We start from the raw sequence: 21,631 nt of genomic DNA on the forward strand, positions 1-21,631 counted from the left end.
CGCCGCCTAAAACAGCGACATTTGCCCGTCGCGACGCGGCGGGCAAAACTGGGTGATGTCCAGATCAACGTCGCGGTCGATCAGGCCAAGCCGCGTTTTGGCGATGCGAAAGCGTGTGCGGACCAGATCGGCCCAGACGCCTTGCGGCTTCATCCGCGTGAAGAAATCGCTCTGATAATCCGCGCCGCCGCGCATGGATTGGACGATATGCATCACCTTGTCCGCCCGGTCGGGGAAATGCGCGTCCAGCCATTCGCGGAACAGCGGCGCCACCTCATGGGGCAGGCGCAGCATGATCCAGCTTGCTCCCTTGGCCCCGCGCCCTGCGGCTTCTTCCAGAATGCGTTCGATCCATTCCTCGGTGATGGCGGGGACGATGGGCGAAACATTGACCCATACCGGCACGCCTGCCGCGCTCAATTTCTCTATGGCGTCCAATCGTTTGAAGGGACTTGCCGCGCGCGGTTCGAGTAGGCGCGAAAGCCGCGCATCAAGGCTGGTCACCGAAATGGCCACCGCCGTCAGATGATGCCGCGCCAGTTCGGATAACAGGTCGATGTCATGCAGGATGCGATCGGATTTGGTGGTGATCGTCACCGGATGGCGTGTTTCAAGGCACACCTCCAGCACTTGCCGGGTCAGGCGATAGCGTGCCTCGATAGGCTGATATGGATCGGTGTTCGTGCCCATCGCAATGGGCGCGGGCGTATATCCGCGTGCGCCCAATTCGCGGCGCAACAATCGCGCCGCCTCTGGCTTGGCGAACAACCGGCTTTCAAAATCCAGCCCCGGCGAAAGGTCGAGATAGGCATGGGTGGGCCGCGCATAGCAATAGATGCAGCCATGCTCGCACCCGCGATAGGCGTTGATTGAGCGGTCAAACGGCACATCGGGCGATTTGTTGCGCGAGATGATCTTGCGCGCCGCTTCCTCGGTCACACTGGTGCGCAAAGGCGGCGGCCCGCCATCCACATCCTCCATCGCATCAAGCCAGTCTCCATCCACCTCACGCTGGGGCAGGGCAAAGCGGGTGGAAAACGATCCACTTTGCGCGCCGCGTCCGCGTGGAGGGGGTGGTTTGAACATTGGTGCTTTAGAACATAGGCGGAACGATAATTCAAGCTCTGGCCAATTCGCCGCTCCACTCCTAAAGAACCGCCAGCCTGAAATTCACCGGAAAATCCGCATGACCGCTCCCTATGCTTCCTTGATCCCCGCTGATGCTGATTACCTTGCGCTCTATTTGGCGCGGATCGGCGTGGCCGGCCCGATAGAGATTGATGCAGTGGGGCTGGAGGCGGTGCAGCGCGCGCATCGCATGAACATCGGCTTTGAAAATCTGGACGTGATGCTGGGGCGCGGCGTCAGTGTCGATCCCGACGCGATTTTCGGCAAATTGGTGATGGGCGCGCGCGGCGGTTATTGTTTTGAACATAATGCGCTGTTTGGCGACATGCTGGGCCGTTTGGGTTTTGACAACCGACCGCTGCTCGCCCGCGTGTTTCTGGGTTTGCCAGAGGATGCCGCGCCGCCGCCTATGACGCATACATTCCGCCTGGTCGATCTGGATGGACAGGCGTGGATTGCCGATGCAGGTTTCGGCGGTTCCTATGTTCCGGCCATGCCCTTGACCGATGGGGCCACGGCGCGATCGCCCGATGGCGCGCAACACCGCATTACCAAAGCGGGCGACCCGGGCAGCATCATGGGCGAATGGCTGGTCGAACGTCGAGGTCCGACCGACGCCACCGATGGCCGCGTGACATCCCCCGACTGGCAGAGGCAGTATGGCTTCAATCTGACGCAGGTCGCGCCGATTGATCTGGAACTGTCCAACCATTGGACATTTACGCGCGCCAACACCCGTTTCACCACCGCCCATATCGCCTCCATCGTGCTGGAGGATGGCTTTGCCTCGCTCAACGCGCGGCGGCTCAGTGTCTATTCCGGCGGGCGGGCCGATGTGATGGAATTGGCCAATGGCGAAGATTGGCGCAAGGCCTTGGCCGATCTGTTCCGGGTGGAATTGACGCGTGAAGAAGTGGCCGCGCTGGGCCTGTTCTGACGGGCGCGAGAGAGCCTCTCTTTGCGCCCGATCTAAACGCTCAGGCTTCCTTCAAGCGGGGCATCAGTTCGACGAAATTGCAGGGTCGGTTGCGACTGTCCAACTGTTCAAACAGGATGCCGTCCCAGCCATCCTTTACCGCGCCATTCGAACCGGGCAGGGCGAAGATATAGGTCGCCCCCGCCATGATCGCCATGGCGCGCGATTGCACCGTGCTGGTGCCGATCGATTTATACGAAAGCCAGCGGAAAAGTTCGCCAAAGCCGGGGATCAGTTTGCCGCTGTGGGCGATGATGATCTGCTCCAGCGCTTCAGGGGTCACATCCCGCCCCGTCAGGCCGGTGCCGCCGGTCGAGATAATGCAGTCGATCTCTGGATCATCAATCCACGCATCCAGTTGAGACACCAGCGCGGGCACATCCTCACGCAGGATCTTGCGCGTGGCCAGCACGTGGCCCTTGTCGGCAATGCGTTGGGCCAGAATGTCGCCGCTGGTATCATTTTCCAGCGTGCGCGTGTCGGACAAAGTCAGCAGCGCGATGCGGATCGGCTTGAATTCGCGGGATTCATCAATGGCCATCATCGCCCTCCTTCAATGTGGAGAGGATCAGTAGCCGGTCAACCGGGTTCCGGCAATCGCCCCGTTGCTGGCCACCCGAACGCCGCGTGCGCCATCAAGGCCGGGAAAGGTCGGCCAAAGTCCCTCGGCCAGAGCGGTACGGCTTTCCGACGGGCCGCCTGCCTGACGCTCATACATCCAGTAATTGCGCAGCACCGTCGCGACATAGCCGCGCGTTTCCCAATAGGGCACCGATTCCATCCACAGCAACGGGTCGCCGCCATCGTGGATTTGCGTGTTCCAGCGGGCCACCGGCAAAGGCCCGGCATTATAGGCCGCCATCACCTTGGGCAGCAGGCCCTGCGTCGCCGAATTGTTCTTCAACGCCTGCAAATGCTGCTGGCCAAAGGCGAGGTTGACGTCGGGGCGGGTCAGGTCACTGACCGAACCGGACACGCCAAGAGCGCCTGCATGGTCACGCGCGGCGGCTGGCATAATCTGCATCAATCCACGCGCGCCCGCGCTGGACAGAGCCGTGGCGCGGAACGCCGATTCCTGAAGCGTATGGGCCAAAACCAGCGCCGGATCGACCTGCCATCCGGTGGCGGGGGTCCATTTGGGCGTGGGGAAACGGCTGGCCGGGGCAGGTGTTGCGCCGCCCGGAGCATTATAGGCCATCCACAATTGCGTCGCGGGCAGACCCAGATCGCGGGCCAGACGCGAAAGAGGTTGATATTGATCGGGCGTGCCAATGCGGGCCTGATGGCGCAGCACATCGTCGGCCAGCCCATCTTCACCAATTTCGGCCAGTTCGACAGCCGCGCGCACATTGGCGTTTTCGCGCAAGGATTGCCAATCGGCGGGAGTGAAATCGGCCGTCGCGTGATCGGCGGGCAGGCGCAGGCCCAATTGCTCCGCCGCGATCATGCCATACAGTGTTTCATCAAGACGCGCCGCAGAACGAAGGGGGGCAGAAGCCTGTTCGGGCTGGCGGCAACGCACCTGCGCGCGCGATTGCCAATAATAGGCCGCCGCGGTCAGTTCGGCATTGGTCGAACCCTTGGCCGTCCGGGCAAAGGCTTCGGCGGCATTCAGGCAATCATTGAGGCGCCAGGCCGAAAGGCCCGCGACCCACGCTCCCTCGGCCACCCATGCGCCCGACATCGGGGCGCTGCCATCACCGATAGAGGAGGCCAGCGCAAAGGCCTCGCCATCCTGATTGTTGATGTAATAGGCCCATGCGACCTTTTGCCGCCATTCCGCACGCGCCTCGGCCGACAATGTGGCATCGACGCCGTCCAGCAACAGGCGCGCGCCGACCGGATCGTCGACCTTGATCTTGTCATTGATGGCCTGGGCAATGGTTGCGGGCATAGACCCATCGGCCACCGAACGCGGGCGTGCGCGACGCGGGGCATTGGGCTGGGTATAAAACGCCTGCGTCATGGGCAGAGTGGGCAGCGCGGTGCCCCCGCGCTTTAACGCCAGCGCTGTGATCTGTTCGGCCTGCGGCAAGGTGGGGTTATTGTTGAGCCAGTCGGTCAGCGTGGCCAGATCGATACGCGGCGAACCGGGGGCCAGATAATATTCCGCCCGGGCCGAACCATGCAGCGGCCCATCGGGCTTTGCGGCAAACATGGATTGAACGCGGGCCCATTCCTGATGCTTGATCGCGCCAAAAATGTCCTTGTACCACGCACGCTCATCTTCGGTCAGCAGCTTGGGCACGGACGAGCGGGCAACGCGGCTCATGAAATAATCAGCAGCCGCGCTGTTGGCCGACGCAGGTTGGGCCGCCGCCATAGCGCCAAGACCCGCAAGGGCGCAAAGCCCCATGCGCCAGGCGCGCAGTCGCCCACCCCAATGTTGATCCCGTCGCAGCAAAAGCAAACCCCGTCCGTCCTATTATCGCATCAATCGTGATCGGCCCAACCGAGCCAACTGCGCCAGAAACCGGCCTTGCGCCGTGGATTTTCCAGCAACATGCCCAGATCCTGAGCCGCCAGAACAGAGACGCCGCCCGCGCTCTGCTCATTAATCCCTGCCTCACTTTGGTTAATCAAAGGCAAAAGGGCAGGCTTTTGCGATGGGGCGTGGCCAAGCAGCGGCAGGATGCGGTCACCCAGCAAAAGCAGGCGTTTTGGCGCGGCCAGCATGATGTGATGGGCCAAAACAGTACCCATCCCTTCGTTGCGCAGGAAATCCCAATCGGGCGCAGGCATGGCGCGGGGAAGGGCAGACGCCAGATAGCAATCCCCCACCGACAGCCCCATCACGCGCAACATGGCCGACAGCAAGCGCCCCTGAGGTCCGCTGAGCAATTCACCCGTTTCCGCGTCCACATTTTCGGGCATCGGCACAACCACCATCAGGTCCGCGCCAATCGGCCCGCGAGGCGGCACCCGGCCCGACGTGCCGGTAGGGTCCAGCGTTGCCTCGCCCATCCACCATGGCGTGAAATCGGCCAATATCTTGGGCCACTGCTCAACCTCTCCGCCAAGGCGGGGGCGGGGCGGAGGTGGTGGCGGTTCGGGTTTGGCCCGCATCATCGGCGGGGGCGGGGGCTTGCCTTCCTCGGCCGGTTCCTCAAGCCATTCCTGCGGCTCTTCGGTATAGGCATAGCTGACCCCGGCCTCGCGCCACCAATCGAGCGCGGCGGCGATCTGTGCGGAAATAGGAGCTTGCCCAGTCATTGCGCGCCTGATTGGCCGGATAGGAGGCAGATGACAAGTCCTGTGCGGCAATTTCATGCATTGGCGTCTTGCCTGTGCGTGGCGGGCGGGCCATGGGGAGGGGCATGAACACGTCCGATTACCCCCTGTCCGAAACGGCATATGCCAAGATCAATCTGGCGCTTCACGTGCGCCGCCGCCGCGAAGATGGCTATCATGAGCTGGAAACGCTCTTTGCCTTTGTCGATGCGGGCGATGAATTGACCGCGACCCCGGCGGGCGGGGATTCGCTGGCCATTACGGGGGAATTTTCGCCGCTTCTGGCAGGAGAGGAGAGCAATCTGGTTCTCGATGCGCTGGCGTTGATCCCGCGTGAAGGCGGCTGGGCGGTGGCTCTGGACAAGGCTTTGCCGGTGGCGGCGGGGCTTGGGGGCGGATCGGCCGATGTGGGCGCGGTTTTCCGCATGGCGCGGCGGGCCGGGGTATTGCCGGATAATTGGCATGAACTGGCCGCCGGTTTGGGCGCGGACGTTCCAGCCTGCGTTGAAAGCATCGCCATGGTCGGGCGCGGCACGGGGACGCAGCTTGAACCCGCGCCCGAGGATTTGAAAGGCTGCCCGGTGTTGCTGGTCAACCCTCGTGTTCCCTTACCCACCGGGCCGGTTTTCAAGGCGTGGGACCGGGTGGATCGCGGCCCCATGCCCGAAGGCAGCGCCCGCGATATTGCCCGTCATGGCCGCAACGACCTTGAGGCGCCCGCGATTGCGATCTGCCCGCCGGTGGCCGATGTGCTGGCGGCTTTGGGACATACGGGCGCTTGGCTGTCGCGCATGTCGGGTTCGGGGGCGACCTGTTTTGCCCTGTTCGACGACGTGGCCGCGCGCGATGCCGCCGCCGCGATGATCGCAACCAATCATCCCGCATGGTGGCAATTGGGGGGGCTGCTGCGATGATCGCGCGCAACCATGACGCCTATCAGCTTTTTGGCGAGCCCAAGTTTGGCGGCATCCTGATCGTATCGGATCATGCCAGCAATCGCGTGCCCGATGACATCGACCTTGGCATCGCGCCAGAGTTGATGGAGCAGCATATCGCCATCGACATTGGCGTGGGGGCCATTGCGCAAATCATGGCCCGGCGCCCCGGCATCGCCGCCTTTTGCGCCAATGTCAGCCGTTTGGTCTGCGATCTCAACCGTGGTGAGCATCAGGCATCGACCATCCCCCATGTCAGCGATGGCCACGTGATCCCCGGCAATGATCTGTCGCCAGAGGCCCGCACCGCCCGGCTGGAGCGGTTTCATCAGCCCTATCACAACGCCTTGGCGCAATTGCTCGATGATGTGCCGCCCGCGCTGATCCTGTCGCTGCATTCCTTTACGCCGCAATTGGCCACCAGCGATGAGCCGCGCCCGTGGCATATTGGCGTTCTGTACAATCAGGATGATCGTGCGCCGCGCATCGCCATCCCCTTGCTGGAGGCCCAAGGTTTGGTCGTGGGGGACCAGTTGCCCTATTCGGGCCATGTCCTGAATTATTCCATGAACCACCATGCCGAGGCCGAGGGGCGGCCCTATCTGGGCGTCGAGATCCGGCAGGATTTGATCGGCGATCCGGCGGGACAGGCGGAGTGGGCCGAGCGCATGGCTGATCTTTGTAATAAAATTGCGCTAAATCTTCCGTAATTGCAATTTTCACATTGCCACTTGCCCTTGGGGGCTGTAGGGGCGCAAACGTCATTTTCGAGTCTGTCGGAGTATCCCCATGCCTGCCTATCGTTCACGCACCTCCACCCACGGCCGCAACATGGCGGGCGCACGCGGGCTGTGGCGCGCCACCGGCATGAAGGACAGCGATTTCGGCAAGCCGATCATCGCCGTCGTCAACAGCTTTACCCAGTTCGTGCCGGGTCACGTTCATCTCAAGGATCTGGGCCAATTGGTCGCGCGTGAGATTGAGGCGGCAGGCGGCGTTGCCAAGGAATTCAACACGATCGCCATCGACGATGGCATCGCGATGGGCCATGACGGCATGCTTTATTCGCTGCCCAGCCGCGACCTGATTGCCGACAGCGTCGAATATATGGTCAATGGCCATTGCGCCGACGCGATGGTCTGCATTTCGAACTGCGACAAGATCACGCCGGGCATGCTGATGGCCGCGATGCGTCTGAACATCCCCGTGGTCTTCGTGTCCGGCGGGCCGATGGAAGCGGGCAAGGTCGTGCTGCGCGGCAAGGAAGTGGCGCTCGATCTGGTCGATGCCATGGTCGCGGCGGCTGACGAAGCCTATACCGATGAAGAAGTGAAGACCATCGAACGCTCGGCCTGCCCCACCTGCGGGTCCTGCAGCGGCATGTTCACCGCCAATTCGATGAACTGCCTGACCGAGGCGCTGGGCCTTTCGCTGCCGGGCAATGGCTCGACGCTGGCCACGCATAGCGATCGCAAAGAACTGTTCCTGCGCGCCGGGCGTCTGGCCGTGGAACTGTGCAAGCGTTATTATGAGCAGGACGATGAAAGCGTGCTGCCGCGCAACATCGCCAGCTTTGAAGCGTTCGAAAACGCGATGAGCCTGGACATCGCCATGGGCGGCAGCACGAACACCGTGCTGCACCTGCTGGCCGCCGCGCAGGAAGCGGGCGTCAATTTCACCATGAATGACATTGACCGCCTCTCGCGCCGTGTGCCCTGCCTGTCCAAGGTGGCCCCGGCCAAGAATGACGTGCATATGGAGGACGTCCACCGCGCGGGCGGCATCTATTCGATCCTTGGCGAGCTGGAGCGCGGCGGGCTGCTCCATGCCGATCTGCCCACGGTCCATTCGCCCACGCTGCGCGATGCGCTGGCCAAGTGGGACATCGGTCGCAGCAACGACCCGGAAGTGCAGGAATTCTTCCTTGCCGCGCCGGGCGGCGTGCCGACGCAGGTGGCCTTCAGCCAGAGCCGCCGCTGGGAATCGCTCGACACCGATCGCGAAAAGGGCGTGATCCGCAGCTGCGAACATGCGTTTTCCAAGGATGGCGGTCTGGCGGTCCTGTTCGGCAATATCGCTCTGGAAGGCTGCATCGTCAAAACGGCGGGCGTGGATGAAAGCATCCTGAAATTCACCGGCCCCGCCAAGGTTTACGAAAGCCAGGACGCGGCGGTGACGGCGATCCTGACCGGACAGGTCGTGGCGGGCGATGTGGTTGTCATCCGCTATGAAGGGCCAAAGGGTGGCCCCGGCATGCAGGAAATGCTCTATCCGACCAGCTATCTGAAGTCGAAGGGGCTGGGCAAGGCCTGCGCTCTGATCACCGATGGTCGCTTTTCGGGCGGCACTTCGGGCCTGTCTATCGGCCATGCCTCGCCTGAGGCTGCCGAGGGCGGGGCGATCGGTCTGGTTGAAACCGGCGATGTGATCGAGATCGACATCCCCGGCCGTACGATCAACCTTGCCGTTTCCGACGAAGTGCTGGCACAGCGCCGCGCCGCGCAGGAAGCCAAGGGTTGGAAGCCCGCCAAGGACCGCCCGCGCAAGGTTTCGACCGCCTTGCAGGCCTATGCCGCGATGACCACCAGTGCGGCCAAGGGCGCGGTGCGGGATCTCTCGCAGTTGAAATGATCGCGCCCATGCAGATCCTGACCGCTGATCAGATGCGCGCTGCAGAGGGCGCTCTGATCGCGGGCGGGGTTGGGGTGGATGAATTGATGCAGCGCGCCGGGAACGGGGCTGCTGATTACATCTGGCGCATCGCCGGGCCGTTGCGCCGCGTGACGGTGCTGACCGGACCGGGCAACAATGGCGGCGATGGCTGGGTCATTGCCGAGGCCATCCGGCGGCGGGGTGGCAAGATCACCGTCGTTCCCGCCGCTGAACCGCGCAGCGATGCGGCAAAGGTGGCCCGTGCGCTCTATCATGGCGACGTTGCGCATGGGGTGGTCGATGGCGATGTGCTGGTCGATTGCCTCTATGGCACTGGCCTGACGCGGGGGTTGGGCGAGGCGGATCTGGCGCTGCTCAACGGCCTTGCTGCGCGCCATGCCAAAAGGATAGCCGTCGATTTGCCCAGCGGTGTTGCGACCGACACCGGGGCGGTGCTGAATGACGGCCTGCCCGAATATCATCTGACGATTGCCCTTGGCGCGTGGAAGGCTGCGCATTTTCTCATGCCCGCCTGCGCGCGGATGGGGGAGTTGCGGCTGGTCGATATTGGCTGCGGCGCGGTGGCGGATTCGGGGGCGGTGTTGGCGCGGCCCCGGTTTCATGCCCCTGCGGCGGACGCGCATAAATATCGGCGCGGGCTGCTGGGCGTGGTGGTGGGGGCGATGCCGGGCGCGGCGATAATGGCGGCCATGGCGGCGCAGGGTGCGGGCGCGGGTTATGTCAAATTGCTTTGCGATGCCCCCCTGTCGTTGCCTGCCGATCTGGTTTGCGCGAGGGCGGATTGTTCCGATGATCGGCTTTCGGCGCTGCTGATCGGGCCGGGGCTGGGGCGCGATGCGGCGGGGCACTTTCTGCTGGCCGATGCGATGGCGTCGGGGCGGGCGATTGTGCTGGATGCCGATGCCTGTCATCTGCTTTCCAAAGGGATGCGGGCCGCGATTGCCACGCCGCATGAGGGCGAATTGGCCGCATTGGAGCGGCATTTCGGCACAAGCGGCGACACAAAGATCGCCCGCGCAACCGCCTTGGCGCGGGCCAGCGGTATGGTGATCGTGGCCAAGGGGCCGGACACGATTGTTGCCGCACCTGACGGCCGCTGGGCGGCGGCGCATCGGGCCTCAAGCTGGTTGTCCACGGCGGGAACCGGCGATGTTCTGGCCGGTGCCATCGCCAGCCGCTTGGCCAATGGCGCTGATCCCTTCACGGCGGCTTGCGACGGTGTCTGGCTGCATGGAGAGGCCGCGCGCATCACGCTCGCGCCTTTTTCTGCCGGGGAACTGGCCAAATCCATCGCAAAGGCCTATCGGGCCAGCCTCTAGATCTAAGGGGCCATCATGAATGACGAAACAATCCTGCGCATTGCCGCCAAGGGCGATGGCGTAACGGCCAGCGGGGCCTATGTGGCCGGAGGCGCGCCGGGGGATGTCTTGCGCTCTGATGGTTCGATTGAACGCGGGCCGAATTACACCGCGCCGGTTTGCCGCCATTTCGGCACTTGCGGGGGCTGTACGCTGCAACATGTGGGCGATGATGCGCTGGCCGAATTCGTGCGCGACCGCGTGGTTCATGCCGCGCGTGGTCAGGGGATGGAACCGGAGATTTTGGCGCGCACGCATCTGTCGCCTGCGGGCACGCGCCGTCGTGCTTCGTTACGGGCGGCGCGCGTGGGCGGTGCGATTGCGCTGGGTTATTCCGAAGGCGGCTCGCACAAGCTGGTCGATCTCAAGGAATGTCCGGTTCTGGCGCCGGAATTGACGGCTATTCTTGGACCTTTGCGCAAGATGCTAGCGCGTCGCGATGGGCGCTTTGCGGTTGAAATCGATCTGGCTCTGGCCGATCAGGGCGTTGACGTTTCGATCAAGGGCATGACGGTTGAAGGTTTGCAGCAGACCGAGGCCTGTCTTGATTTTGCCCGCGACAACAATCTGGCGCGCCTGTCGCTGGATCAGGGTTATGGCCCGGAAAGCCTGTGGGAACCCGATGCGGTGACGATCAGCTTGTCGGGTGTGCCGGTGCCTTTGCCGCCCGGCGCGTTCCTTCAGGCGACGCTGGACGGGGAGCAGGCGCTGGTGGGCGCGGCGGTGGAATGGCTCAAGGGCGTGTCGCCGGTGGCGGATTTGTTCTCCGGCCTTGGCACTTTTGCCTTTGCTCTGGCCAAGGCCGGGTCAAAGGTTCTGGCCGCGGAAGCCGATCAGGCGGCCTTTTTGGCGTCCAAATTGGCGGCGGGGCGTTCGGGGTTGATCGTCCATCCCTTGCACCGCGATCTGTTCCGCAATCCGTTGATGCCCGATGAACTCAATCGCTTTGGCGGCGTGGTGCTGGACCCCCCGCGCGCCGGGGCACGTGAACAGGTCGGGCGTATTGCGGCCAGCACGGTCAAGCGCGTCGTCTATGTCAGCTGCAACCCGTCAAGCTGGGCCCGCGATGCGGCGCAATTGATCGAGGGCGGCTATCGTCTGGCCGAACTGCGTCCGGTGGGGCAATTCCGCTGGACCACGCATGTCGAATTGGCCAGCCTGTTCGTGCGCGATTAAATCAGCGTAAGGTAAAAGGCCCGGACAGCCCTCGCCGGTGTCAGCATGGCCCTGTTCATCGCTATCACGGAGGGGCGGGAATCAGGTTCCCGTGTACCGCCGGATGATGATCATGCGATAGTAACCCAGCGGGCCGTCATGCATCTCCACCGATGCGATGGAGCCGGCCAGATGCCGCGCAACGTCCAAAAGCTCGGTGCGCGGCGTAACATGGAAATGCGCCAGCCAGCGCATCAGGGTCCAGCGCAATGGGGTGGGCAGACCGCGCGCCTCGCCGAAATCGACGATGTGGAGTTCGCCGCCCGGAGCAAGGACGGCGATAGCCTGCGCCATGGCGTCTTCCCATGCCGGGATCATGGACAGGGCAAAGGAGATCATCACTCGTTCAAAATGCGGGCGTCCGAACAAGGCCGGGGCGTTAAAATCGCAGGCGTCGCCCAATTCCAATCGCGCGCGGCCGCCCAACCGATCCGCCGCCGTTTCCAGCATCAGGGGCGAAATATCCAGCCCGTGGATCTGCGTCTTGGGCCACAAGGCGCGCACCAGCGAGAGATTGCGCCCCGTGCCGCAGCCGATTTCCAGAATCGCGCCGCCATAGGGGATCCGCAAGCCCCGGATCAGGCGATCCCGGCCAAACAGGAAGTATTTGCGCGTTGCATCATAGATATGGCGTTGCCAGCGATAGACGCTGTCCATCAGATCGCCGTGGTTGTCGAGCGTGGGTGCCGTGGCCATCGCGATTACCCCTTGAACCGATAGAGGTGGAGGCCGCCATAGATCGACGAACGATCGGCGCGGATCAGGTCGCGCGCTTCGGCCTCGCTGTAATCCCATCGTGACAGGATGGCGTCGGGCACGCGGCCGGGCAGCAGCGTTTCCTCCGCCGCCGTGCGAAACAGGACGCGGGCGCCGGGGCGGGCCGTGCGGGTGATCTGTTGCCACAGGTCGGTCAATTGTTCGTCGCTCATCCAATCCTGCGCGTCGAGCAGGATGTAGCGGTCGAGGCAGGCATCGGCCTGTTCGCGCAGATGGTCGGTGAAATTGACGTGGCGCCATGTGATGCGGGTGACGCGGTCGCGCACGACTTCATAATTGGCGGGTTGCAGATAGGGGGGCAGGGGGGCATCCGGCCCTTTGCCATAGCCGCGATTGAAGGCCTGCCATGCGAAGTAGTTTTCGCCCACGGCAAAGTCGCAGGCCAGCTTTTCCAGCCGCGCGCGCAGCACATGGGCCATACGCTGATCCCCGGCCAGAGCGTCGAATTGCGCGGGCGGAATGCCAAGGCCGAACAGGCTGGCGGGTTGGTTGGTCAGCCAGCGGATGAAGCGTTTGTCGAAAACGGGCGCGATCTTTTCATCAAAGATCCGGCGTTGGTCTTCAATGCTCTGCGCGCTGAGGATAGAGCGTAGATCGACGCGGTAAAGGCGGGCGACGAAATGGGCCATGCCGATGAAATTGCCCAGCAATCCGCGTTTATAGATGCCATTGGCAAAGCCGCTGATCCGCTTGCGCCCGACCAGATCGCGCCCCTCCCAGTAGCGGCGGGTGGCATCATCCAGATGCGGGGCGAGATATTGGCGATAGGCTGCGACATTGGCCTTGTTGTCAGCCTCGACAAAGAAACGGCGCAGCGCGTCATAGTCAGGCAGATGGCGCAGCGCGGCAAATTTCAGATTGCCCAGCGCAATATGCGCGGTGTTGAGGTCAACCGCGGTAATCTGCGCAGGGTCCGCCACCAGATAGGACAGCGCATTGCACGAGCCCGACGCAATTGTAACGATCCGGCTGTCGGGTTGAATGTCCAATGCGGCCATGTCGACCACCGGATCTTCCCAGATCTGGGCATAGACGAGGCCTCGAAAGGCCAGCGCAAAGGCGCGGTCGGCCAGGCGCTCTCGCTTGGGCGCGTCATTGCGGACCACGGCATTGTCGATAATGTGCGCTTGGCGCATGGGGGCGGACATGGATGCGGTTCTCCGGCCGGGCTTAGAGTATTTGCAGCGCTCATATGACCGGTGCGTTGCGGGGGCATGACGCACCCGTGACGATTTCAAGACAACAAGGCATGTTGTGCTGTCACAATACGGCCCTATATGGCGGCATTCGGATTTTTCAGGGTCGGGCATCAGCGCCGGCCCGTTTTTATGGAGTTTCGCCCATGGGCAAGGTTCTGGTGATTGGCGCTGGCGGCGTCGGCTCGGTGGCGGTGCACAAGATGGCGATGAATGCGGATATCTTTTCCGACATCCATCTGGCCAGCCGCACCAAGAGCAAGTGTGATGCCATTGCGCAGAGCGTGAAGGAACGCACGGGCGTGGATGTGGCCACCTATGCCATTGACGCCGAAGACGTTCCGGCGCTGGCCGCTCTGATCAAGCAGATCGGCCCCAAGCTGGTGGTCAATCTGGCGCTGCCTTATCAGGATCTGACGATCATGGACGCGTGCCTGATCGCGGGCGCGCATTACATGGACACCGCGAACTATGAGCCCAAGGACGTGGCCAAGTTCGAATATCACTGGCAGTGGGCCTATCAGGATCGCTTCAAGGAAGCCGGTCTGACCGCGCTGCTGGGTTCGGGTTTTGACCCCGGCGTGACGTCGGTTTTCGCGATGTGGCTCAAGAAGCACAAGCTCAAGACCATCCGCCAGCTCGACATTCTGGACTGCAACGGCGGCGATCATGGTCAGGCTTTTGCCACCAACTTCAACCCGGAAATCAACATCCGCGAAGTGACCGCCCCGGCGCGCCACTGGGAAAATGGCCAGTTCGTCGAAACCCCGGCGATGGCCAACAAGGTCCAGTTCGACTTTGCCGAAGTCGGCCCCAAGAACATGTACATGATGTATCACGAGGAGCTGGAAAGCCTCGCGAAGTTCATCCCTGAACTGGAGCGTGCGCGTTTCTGGATGACGTTTGGCGATGAATATATCAAGCATCTGACCGTGTTGCAAAATGTGGGCATGACCCGCATCGATCCGGTGATGTACAATGGCGTGGAAATCGTTCCGCTCCAGTTCCTGAAAGCCGTGCTGCCCGAACCCAGCACGCTGGGCGCGACGACCAAGGGCAAGACCAATATCGGCGATATCGCCACGGGCGAAGCGCTGGACGGCAGCGGTGAAAAGACGTTCTACATCAAAAACATCTGTGACCATGAAGTGTGCTATGAAGAAACCGGCAATCAGGCGGTGTCCTATACCACCGGCGTTCCGGCCATGATTGGCGCGGCCATGATCATGCAGGATGTGTGGACGGGCGCGGGCGTGTTCAACATCGAACAGTTCGATCCCGATCCGTTCATGGACATGCTGAACAAGCATGGCTTGCCGTGGAGCGTGGAAGAACTGGCCGGTCCGGTGCAGTTCTGATGAACTGGGGTTTGATCCTGCCTCCGCTGATGCTGGCGGGGTCGAATCTGTTCATGAATGTGGCGTGGTATGGCCATCTCAAGGCGCCCAAAGAGGCGATCTGGGTGGCCGTGCTGGCCTCATGGGGGCTGGCCTTTTTCGAATATTGGCTGGCCGTCCCTGCCAATCGGTTGGGGTCAAAGGCCTATTCGCTGGCCCAACTCAAGACGATGCAGGAAGTGTTTTCACTGGCCGGTTTCGTGCTGGTGGCATGGGCGCTGTTCGGGCAAAAGCCGGGGCTGGCGCAATTGGCGGGCTTTGCGCTGATTATCGCGGGCGCAGCGCTGATTTTCAAAGGGAATTGACAGTTGGAAACTCGTGCGGGTGATCCCGGCGCCTTTGCGCATTTCGACCTGAACCGTGTGAACTCGCCCGCCTTTGTGGTGGACGAGGCGCGTTTGCGGGCCAATTTGTCGGTTCTGGCCGATGTGCGCGACCGGGCCGGGGTCAAGGTTCTGGCCGCGATGAAGGCGTTTTCGATGTGGCGTGTGGCCTCGATCGTGGGCGAATATCTCGACGGCGTCTGCACCAGCGGTTTGTGGGAAGCGCGTCTGGCCCAGCAGTCGTATAAGGGCGAGATTGCCACCTATTGCGCCGGATATAAGGCCGAGGATCTGGCCGAGATTTGCGCGATTTCGGATCATGTGATCTTTAATTCGCCCAATCAACTGGCCCGTTTTCGGCCTGAACTGGACGCGGCGCGCGCGGCGGGGCAGGAGTTTGACATTGGCCTGCGCATCAACCCGCTGCACCGCGAGGGCGAAGTCGAGAAATATGACCCCTGCGCATTGGGGTCGCGTCTGGGCTTCCCGGTGGATCAGATCACGCCCGAACATCTCGAAGGCGTCACTGGCATCCATTTCCACACGTTGTGCGAACAGGATTTCGAACCGCTGCTGCGTACGTGGGAGGCTTTGAAGCCGACCATTGCGCCCTGGCTGGCGGTGAATGGCGGGCCGATCCGCTGGCTCAATTTCGGCGGCGGTCATCACATCACCCGCGCCGATTATCAACGCGATGATCTGGTGGCTTTCCTCAAGGCGGTAAAGGCCGAGACGGGTTGCGAACTCTATCTGGAACCGGGTGAGGCGGTTGCGCTCGACGCGGGCATTCTGATCGGCACGATTCTGGACACGCACACCAATGGCATTCCGGTGGCCATCGTCGATATTTCGGCCACTTGCCATATGCCTGACGTGATTGAGGCGCCCTATCGCCCCGCCATGCTTGGCGAGCGCGAGGATGGCGAGGCGGTTCGTCTGGGCGGTCCTTCGTGCCTCGCGGGTGATGTGATCGGCGACTATCGCCTGCCGGTTCCCTGCGAGCCGGGCCAGCGTTTCGCCTTCCTTGATCAGGCGCATTATTCGATGGTGAAAACCACGACCTTTAATGGTGTTCCTTTGCCTTCGATCTGGCTCTGGAACAGCGCGGATGATTCGCTGGAATGTGTGAAACATTTTGGATGGGAAACGTTCCGCGATCGGCTTAGTTGAGCGAAAAACGCAATTTATCAATGTATTGATTTGATGGGGCGATGCTGCACTGCGGCATCGCCCTTGTCACATAGATGTCATCAAATTCTGCGATCTTTCACAATCGCCAATTTTTACGCAAAATTGCGCCAAAGCGTGGGCGAAGGGGCATTTTTTCCCCTTGCACCCCCCGACAAACCGCCTATATGCACCCCCCTCGCTGCCCCATGGGGACTTCCAAACCGCAAGGCAGCTTTCCTTGTTCTAACGGCCTTTTGGCCATTTGGGGGTCCCTTGCGTTGTCCATTCATCTTGACGCACCGGCTGTAGTTCGCGCTCTCTCGCCCAACGAACCCGTCATTCTCAATCGCCCGCAGGCTGCGGCGCGTGCTGCTCGATTCTTTGTCGAAAAGTTTCCGGGCAAGTCGCTCTACGCCGTCAAGGCCAATCCTTCGCCCGACCTTCTGGCCGTGCTGTGGGACAATGGCGTGACGCATTACGACACGGCCAGCATCGCCGAAGTGCGTCTGGTGCGCGAAACGCTTGGCTCGGAGCCGACCCTGTGCTTCATGCACCCGGTAAAGCCCGTCGCCGCGATCCACGAAGCCTATCACATTCACGGCGTTCGCACGTTCAGCCTCGATTCCCACGAGGAACTGGAAAAAATCGTCGAGGCGACCCGCGATCGTGACGGCAATGCGGCCACCGACCTTTCGCTCTGCGTGCGTCTGCGCGTGTCGAGCGAATATTCGGAACTGAGCCTTGCGTCGAAATTCGGCATTGATCTGGCCGATGCGGCCCCGCTGCTTCAGGCCACACGTCAGGTTGCCGATTGCCTTGGCATCTGCTTTCACGTCGGTTCGCAGGCGATGACGCCCTTTGCCTATGTTCAGGCTCTGGAACGCGTCCGCGCCGCGATTGTGGACGCATCGGTCACGGTCGACATCATCGATGTCGGTGGCGGTTTCCCCTCGATCTATCCCGGGATGGAGCCTGCGCCGATGGAGGATTATTTCGCCTCGATCCACCGCGCGGCTGAATCGCTGCCGGTGTCCTATTCGTCTGAACTGTGGTGCGAACCCGGTCGTGCGCTGTCGGCGGAATATAACTCGATGATCGTGCAGGTGGAAAAGCGCCGCGGCAACGAGTTGTTCATCAACGAAGGCGCCTATGGCGCACTCTATGATGCGGCCCATGTCGAATGGCGTTTCCCGGTCAAGTGCCTGAACGCCGAGCGTGACAGCGCCGAGGAAGACTTTGCCTTCTACGGTCCGACCTGTGATGATGCCGACTATATGGAAGGCCCGTTCCGTCTTCCCGCCGACATCGCGCCGGGTGATTATATCGAGATCGGCATGCTGGGCGCCTATGGCGCGGCGATGCGCACGCGCTTCAACGGCTTTGGCGCCGGACTTGAAGTGCTGGTGGGCGACGAGCCGATGGCGACGCAATATTGTGGCACCCGCCGCGATCCGCGCCATTCGGACAATGTGGTGCGCCTGCGCTAAGTCGCTGGACATCGGACAAAACGGGGCGGTCGGTCATCGGCCGCCCCGTTTTGTTTCAACCATTCGCCGGTTTTTACCCCCATTTCACAGTTTGGCTCGAAAACGGTCTGGCAAGGGTCTTCCGTTGGAGGCCTCTACTCCCTACATGCGGATTATCATGGCCCGTCCGACTCCGACCCAATTCGACAAGAAAAAGACCGTTGCCGAAAACCGGCGCGCGCGTTTCGACTATTTCATCGAGGATAAGCTGGAAGCGGGCATCGCCCTGACCGGCACCGAGGTGAAGTCTTTGCGCTTTGGCGAAGGTTCGATCGCCGAAGCCTATGCCGAGGTGCGCGATGGTCAGGTCTGGCTGGTTAACGCCAATGTGCCCGAATTCAGCCATGGCAATCGGTTCAACCACGAACCCAAGCGCCCGCGCAAATTGCTGCTCCACGAGCGCGAGATCGCGAAGCTGACCGGCGCGGTTGAGCGCAAGGGCATGACGCTGGTGCCGCTCTCGGTATATTTCAATGGCCGGGGCCGGGCCAAGGTCGAACTGGCGCTGGCCAAGGGCAAGAATGACGCGGATAAGCGCAACACGATCAAAGACCGTGAATGGAAGCGCGATCAGGCCCGCATCATGAGGGAATACAAGTGAGCGGGCGGCGGCTCGTATCTCTTTCCAATTGGGCACGTAACCTTTTGCCCACCCGCGCGGCTTTGGAAAACAGCCGCATTATCGCCCCTTTTGCCCATCTGGTGCTGCGCGCCGATCTGTGGCGTTTTAACCGGCGCAGCGTCCCGCGCGGCGTGGCCGTTGGCCTTTTGGTGGGCATATTCGCGCTGATCCCCGGCGTGCAATTGGTCGGGGCGGCGCTGATGTGCGTGCCGTGGCGGGGGAATATTCCGCTGGCGGGCGCCATGACCTTTTTGTCCAATCCGGCCACGACGCCCTTCATTTTGGTGGGCGCGATTTCGGTGGGCAATAATTTCGGATTTCACGCCGATCTGAACACTCTGGACCATCTCTATCGCAGCGGAGCGGGCATGCGCGCGTGGGGCCAATGGCTCTTGTCGGACGGCGCGCCGGCGCTGGTGGTCGGGCTGGGGACGATCTCTCTGGTTTCGGCAGCGGTGGGTTATGTGTTGGCGGCTTTGATCTGGCGGCGGGTGGTGATGGTGCGCAAGGCGCGTCGCCAAAGCCGCGCCAGAGCATAGCGAAACGGGATGATGATGTCGGGGGAACAGGAGCGCGGCCAAACGACTGCGCCGGTCATGGAACTGTTGCTGATCGGCGGGGCGCTGGTGGTCAGCGCCGCTCTGGTGTGGTTGGCGACGGGGCAATGGGGCGCGGTGGCCGGCTTTGTTGGCGGGGCGCTGGTTCTGGGCGCGGTGGTGTTCGTACTGGGCCGGACGCGCGGCGGCGCGCAAGAAGCCGAGGTGGTTGAGCCCGACTGGTCGGTGACAGTTGCCGCCATTGAGGGCGATTCGGCGGTAGCGTTGGTGGACCGGGCGGGGCGTCTGGTCTGCGCCAATGGATCATTTGAAAATGCATTCGGGGCCTGGGCGCCTCCTGCCTTGCCTTTTGGTGAGGGCGCCGCCGCGGTGCTGGAAGAATTGGCACGTTCGGCTTGGCGCGACGGGGCCAGCACTTCGGATGGTCTGCTGGGGCCTGATGGCGGCTATTGGCGGATTGCAGTGACCCGTGCGGGGCGGGGCGAGGCTTACCTGATTTGGCGGCTTCATCGTTTGGCGGTTACCGATCCGGTCGATGCGCTGTGCGACCATCTGAACGGCAAATTGGGCGTCGTTTTGGGCCATGCCGGTTTTTGTGCGGCGGTTGTCGAAACGGACGGCAGCCTGCGTGCGGTGAACAAGGCCTTTGCGCAAAGGTCGGGCGGCGACGGGATGTTGCTTGGCCAACCCTTCATCGGCCTGTTGACTCAGGATGAGCAGGACCGGATTTTCTGGGCGCATGATGTCAAACATTCGGTGCCTTTGACGTTATTCTATCTGCCTCTGGTCGATCCCGATGGTCCGGCCCCGGCCGACCCACAACTCAGCCCTTCATTGATGCTGCTGGTTGATCAGGGCGTCGGCCTTGGCGGTTCGGGTGAGGTGAGCGCGGCGGTGCCGCATTTGCAGGCTTTGTTGGGCGGATTGCCATTGGGGCTGGCGATGGCGGACCGTGATGGCCGCCTGTTGTTTGCCAATGCGGCCTTCATGCGCGCTGCGGGTCGGGAGGGGCAGGCGGTTCCGACCTATCCCACCGATTTGGTCGTGCGTGAGGATAAGGCGGCCTTGTCGGATGCAGTGCGCCGTTTCGGCTATGGCGCGGCGACCAGCGGGGACGTTGCGGTGCGTTTGTCTGCGCAACCGGATGATCCGGTCTCGCTGTCTCTGGCCGGTGTGCGCGGTTTGGGGGAGGCGGCGGTGCTGCTGGGCCTGACCGACAATACCGAGGAAACGCGGCTCAAGCGGCAGGTGGCGCAGGCCACCAAGATGCAGGCAGTGGGCCAGTTGGCGGGCGGTGTTGCGCATGATTTCAACAATGTGCTGACCGCGATTATCGGCACATGCGACCTGATGCTGCTGCGCCATACGCCGGGTGACAGCGACTATGACGACATTCAACAGATCCGCGCCAATTCAAACCGAGCGGCCAGCCTGACCCGTCAATTGCTGGCGTTTAGTCGTCAGCAGACCCTGCGCCCACAGGTCCTGCAATTGCCCGATATCGTGTCGGATATTACGCAAATGCTGCGTCGCCTGATCGGCGAAAAGATCCAGTTGCAGGTCAGCCATGACCGCGATCTGGGCGCGGTGCGGGCCGACCCGACGCAGTTGGAGCAGGTCATCGTCAATCTGGTGGTTAACGCGCGCGATGCCATGCAGGAGGCCTCTCGCAAGGCGGGCGGCGACGGCAGCGGGGCGTTGATCCTGGCCACGCGGCGGGTTCCGGCGGCCGATGTTCGCGCTATGGGCAGCGATATTCTGCCGATTGCCGATTACACGGCGTTGGTTGTGCGTGACACGGGCGGCGGCATTCCGGCCGATATTCTGGGCAAGATCTGGGAGCCGTTCTTTACCACGAAGGAGCAGGGGCGCGGGACGGGATTGGGCCTCTCGACGGTCTATGGCATTGTAAAACAATCGGGCGGCTTCATTTTTGCCGACAATGTTGCCGCGCAGGATGGGGTTCCGGCGGGCGCACGGTTTACGGTCTATTTGCCGGTACATCATGGCGCGGTGGAAACCGTGGTGCGCCCGCGTGAGGAAGTGACCCATTGGGCGGGCGGCGGCGATATCCTTTTGGTTGAGGATGAGGACGCCGTGCGCGTCGTGGCGGAAAGGGCGTTGAGCAGGGCCGGTTATCAGGTGACAACCGCCAGTGACGGTGAAGAGGGCGTTGAAGCGGTGATGGCAAGGCGCGAATCAGGGGCGGCGATGTTCGACCTGATCGTTTCGGACGTGGTGATGCCCGCGATGGATGGCCCCGCCATGGCGCGGGCGATTCGCGCGGTTGAACCCGGTTTGCCCGTCCTGTTCATGTCCGGCTATGCCGAGGAGCAGTTGCGCCGCGAGATCGATATCGAGAATATGCACTTCATAGCTAAGCCTTTTTCCGTAAGTCAGATTGCTGGAAAAGTGGCAGGAGTGTTGGCCAAACGGGCCGCGAAGAAGGGTTGAGCGGGTCGGTTGGAATAATTTTGTTCCACCCTTGTTCCGTTGGAACAAATCCGATACACAATGCCGTGTTGACCTTTGGCAACAGCGCCTTAG

At 62.3% G+C, this 21,631-nt stretch carries 19 protein-coding genes; 13 read left to right on the plus strand and 6 right to left on the minus strand.

Going from position 1 to position 21,631, the window contains the following annotated elements:
- Positions 1-6: 6 nt before the first annotated feature.
- A complete protein-coding gene (locus tag ACZ9HU_RS05715; protein WP_476103313.1) occupies positions 7-1,086 on the minus strand; it encodes a PA0069 family radical SAM protein in 1,080 nt (359 codons plus the stop codon).
- 100 nt (positions 1,087-1,186) lie between these two features.
- Between ACZ9HU_RS05715 and ACZ9HU_RS05720 the strand changes: the two genes are divergently transcribed.
- On the plus strand, positions 1,187-2,065 hold the full coding sequence (locus ACZ9HU_RS05720; RefSeq protein ID WP_476103315.1) for an arylamine N-acetyltransferase family protein: 879 nt from the start codon (positions 1,187-1,189) through the stop codon (positions 2,063-2,065).
- 40 nt (positions 2,066-2,105) lie between these two features.
- On the opposite strand, the gene moaB is transcribed toward ACZ9HU_RS05720, so the two are convergent.
- The 3 genes from moaB to ACZ9HU_RS05735 all read right to left on the minus strand — a co-directional run bounded on the left by moaB (position 2,106) and on the right by ACZ9HU_RS05735 (position 5,317).
- On the minus strand, positions 2,106-2,645 hold the full coding sequence (moaB, locus tag ACZ9HU_RS05725) for a molybdenum cofactor biosynthesis protein B (RefSeq protein ID WP_476103683.1): 540 nt from the start codon (positions 2,643-2,645) through the stop codon (positions 2,106-2,108).
- A gap of 27 nt (positions 2,646-2,672) precedes the next feature.
- Positions 2,673-4,427, minus strand: coding sequence for a lytic transglycosylase domain-containing protein (locus tag ACZ9HU_RS05730; RefSeq protein WP_476103318.1), 1,755 nt, complete (start codon positions 4,425-4,427; stop codon positions 2,673-2,675).
- A 110-nt stretch (positions 4,428-4,537) separates the two neighbouring features.
- The gene (locus ACZ9HU_RS05735; protein WP_476103320.1) at positions 4,538-5,317 is read right to left on the minus strand and encodes a uracil-DNA glycosylase family protein; all 780 of its coding nucleotides are present in this window, start codon (positions 5,315-5,317) and stop codon (positions 4,538-4,540) included.
- Positions 5,318-5,421: 104 nt separating this feature from the next.
- Between ACZ9HU_RS05735 and ACZ9HU_RS05740 the strand changes: the two genes are divergently transcribed.
- The 5 genes from ACZ9HU_RS05740 (at position 5,422) to ACZ9HU_RS05760 (ending at position 11,477) form a co-directional block, all read left to right on the plus strand.
- Positions 5,422-6,249: a 4-(cytidine 5'-diphospho)-2-C-methyl-D-erythritol kinase gene (locus ACZ9HU_RS05740; protein WP_476103323.1), complete on the plus strand. Its 828-nt coding sequence runs from the start codon at positions 5,422-5,424 to the stop codon at positions 6,247-6,249.
- Complete coding sequence (locus ACZ9HU_RS05745) at positions 6,246-6,980, plus strand: N-formylglutamate amidohydrolase (protein ID WP_476103325.1); 735 nt, start codon at positions 6,246-6,248, stop codon at positions 6,978-6,980. The genes ACZ9HU_RS05740 and ACZ9HU_RS05745 overlap by 4 nt, the downstream gene beginning before the upstream one ends.
- Before the next feature lie 79 nt (positions 6,981-7,059).
- Entirely contained in the window at positions 7,060-8,901 is a 1,842-nt protein-coding gene (gene ilvD, locus ACZ9HU_RS05750; protein ID WP_476103327.1) for a dihydroxy-acid dehydratase, read from the plus strand.
- A complete protein-coding gene (locus ACZ9HU_RS05755; protein WP_476103329.1) occupies positions 8,898-10,262 on the plus strand; it encodes an NAD(P)H-hydrate epimerase in 1,365 nt (454 codons plus the stop codon). Before ilvD ends, ACZ9HU_RS05755 begins: the two co-directional genes overlap by 4 nt.
- A 15-nt stretch (positions 10,263-10,277) precedes the next feature.
- On the plus strand, positions 10,278-11,477 hold the full coding sequence (locus ACZ9HU_RS05760; RefSeq protein WP_476103333.1) for a class I SAM-dependent RNA methyltransferase: 1,200 nt from the start codon (positions 10,278-10,280) through the stop codon (positions 11,475-11,477).
- An 81-nt stretch (positions 11,478-11,558) separates the two neighbouring features.
- On the opposite strand, the gene ACZ9HU_RS05765 is transcribed toward ACZ9HU_RS05760, so the two are convergent.
- Together ACZ9HU_RS05765 and ACZ9HU_RS05770 are read right to left on the minus strand one after the other, a co-directional pair.
- Entirely contained in the window at positions 11,559-12,212 is a 654-nt protein-coding gene (locus ACZ9HU_RS05765) for a class I SAM-dependent methyltransferase (protein WP_476103335.1), read from the minus strand.
- Positions 12,213-12,217: 5 nt separating this feature from the next.
- Positions 12,218-13,441 carry a BtaA family protein gene (locus ACZ9HU_RS05770; protein ID WP_476103337.1) on the minus strand — a complete coding sequence of 408 codons (1,224 nt, stop codon included), beginning with the start codon at positions 13,439-13,441 and terminating at the stop codon, positions 12,218-12,220.
- 194 nt (positions 13,442-13,635) lie between these two features.
- Here ACZ9HU_RS05770 and ACZ9HU_RS05775 point away from each other — a divergent pair, with 194 nt between their 5' ends.
- From ACZ9HU_RS05775 to ACZ9HU_RS05805, 7 genes are all read left to right on the plus strand, one after another.
- A complete protein-coding gene (locus ACZ9HU_RS05775; protein ID WP_476103339.1) occupies positions 13,636-14,847 on the plus strand; it encodes a saccharopine dehydrogenase family protein in 1,212 nt (403 codons plus the stop codon).
- Positions 14,847-15,191 carry a DMT family protein gene (locus ACZ9HU_RS05780; protein ID WP_476103341.1) on the plus strand — a complete coding sequence of 115 codons (345 nt, stop codon included), beginning with the start codon at positions 14,847-14,849 and terminating at the stop codon, positions 15,189-15,191. The genes ACZ9HU_RS05775 and ACZ9HU_RS05780 overlap by 1 nt, the downstream gene beginning before the upstream one ends.
- A gap of 3 nt (positions 15,192-15,194) precedes the next feature.
- Positions 15,195-16,379: a carboxynorspermidine decarboxylase gene (locus tag ACZ9HU_RS05785; RefSeq protein WP_476103343.1), complete on the plus strand. Its 1,185-nt coding sequence runs from the start codon at positions 15,195-15,197 to the stop codon at positions 16,377-16,379.
- 278 nt (positions 16,380-16,657) lie between these two features.
- Positions 16,658-17,866 carry a type III PLP-dependent enzyme domain-containing protein gene (locus ACZ9HU_RS05790; protein WP_476103345.1) on the plus strand — a complete coding sequence of 403 codons (1,209 nt, stop codon included), beginning with the start codon at positions 16,658-16,660 and terminating at the stop codon, positions 17,864-17,866.
- 157 nt (positions 17,867-18,023) lie between these two features.
- Positions 18,024-18,506 carry an SsrA-binding protein SmpB gene (gene smpB, locus ACZ9HU_RS05795; RefSeq protein ID WP_172341395.1) on the plus strand — a complete coding sequence of 161 codons (483 nt, stop codon included), beginning with the start codon at positions 18,024-18,026 and terminating at the stop codon, positions 18,504-18,506.
- A complete protein-coding gene (locus tag ACZ9HU_RS05800) occupies positions 18,503-19,066 on the plus strand; it encodes a DUF2062 domain-containing protein (protein ID WP_476103347.1) in 564 nt (187 codons plus the stop codon). The genes smpB and ACZ9HU_RS05800 overlap by 4 nt, the downstream gene beginning before the upstream one ends.
- A gap of 12 nt (positions 19,067-19,078) precedes the next feature.
- Positions 19,079-21,538, plus strand: a complete 2,460-nt coding sequence (locus ACZ9HU_RS05805; RefSeq protein ID WP_476103686.1) for a response regulator — start codon at positions 19,079-19,081, stop codon at positions 21,536-21,538.
- Positions 21,539-21,631: the final 93 nt, after the last annotated feature.

The sequence above is a fragment of the Novosphingobium sp. Sphag1I genome (assembly GCF_056279125.1).

Bases quoted from the DNA above. Each gene is read 5' to 3' on its own strand.
- ACZ9HU_RS05715 (WP_476103313.1), bottom strand. From the start codon at position 1,086: ATGTTCAAACCACCCCCTCCACGCGGACGCGGCGCGCAAAGTGGATCG.
- ACZ9HU_RS05720 (WP_476103315.1), top strand. From the start codon at position 1,187: ATGACCGCTCCCTATGCTTCCTTGATCCCCGCTGATGCTGATTACCTT.
- moaB (WP_476103683.1), bottom strand. From the start codon at position 2,645: ATGGCCATTGATGAATCCCGCGAATTCAAGCCGATCCGCATCGCGCTG.
- ACZ9HU_RS05730 (WP_476103318.1), bottom strand. From the start codon at position 4,427: ATGGCGGCGGCCCAACCTGCGTCGGCCAACAGCGCGGCTGCTGATTAT.
- ACZ9HU_RS05735 (WP_476103320.1), bottom strand. From the start codon at position 5,317: ATGACTGGGCAAGCTCCTATTTCCGCACAGATCGCCGCCGCGCTCGAT.
- ACZ9HU_RS05740 (WP_476103323.1), top strand. From the start codon at position 5,422: ATGAACACGTCCGATTACCCCCTGTCCGAAACGGCATATGCCAAGATC.
- ACZ9HU_RS05745 (WP_476103325.1), top strand. From the start codon at position 6,246: ATGATCGCGCGCAACCATGACGCCTATCAGCTTTTTGGCGAGCCCAAG.
- ilvD (WP_476103327.1), top strand. From the start codon at position 7,060: ATGCCTGCCTATCGTTCACGCACCTCCACCCACGGCCGCAACATGGCG.
- ACZ9HU_RS05755 (WP_476103329.1), top strand. From the start codon at position 8,898: ATGATCGCGCCCATGCAGATCCTGACCGCTGATCAGATGCGCGCTGCA.
- ACZ9HU_RS05760 (WP_476103333.1), top strand. From the start codon at position 10,278: ATGAATGACGAAACAATCCTGCGCATTGCCGCCAAGGGCGATGGCGTA.
- ACZ9HU_RS05765 (WP_476103335.1), bottom strand. From the start codon at position 12,212: ATGGCCACGGCACCCACGCTCGACAACCACGGCGATCTGATGGACAGC.
- ACZ9HU_RS05770 (WP_476103337.1), bottom strand. From the start codon at position 13,441: ATGTCCGCCCCCATGCGCCAAGCGCACATTATCGACAATGCCGTGGTC.
- ACZ9HU_RS05775 (WP_476103339.1), top strand. From the start codon at position 13,636: ATGGGCAAGGTTCTGGTGATTGGCGCTGGCGGCGTCGGCTCGGTGGCG.
- ACZ9HU_RS05780 (WP_476103341.1), top strand. From the start codon at position 14,847: ATGAACTGGGGTTTGATCCTGCCTCCGCTGATGCTGGCGGGGTCGAAT.
- smpB (WP_172341395.1), top strand. From the start codon at position 18,024: ATGGCCCGTCCGACTCCGACCCAATTCGACAAGAAAAAGACCGTTGCC.
- ACZ9HU_RS05805 (WP_476103686.1), top strand. From the start codon at position 19,079: ATGATGTCGGGGGAACAGGAGCGCGGCCAAACGACTGCGCCGGTCATG.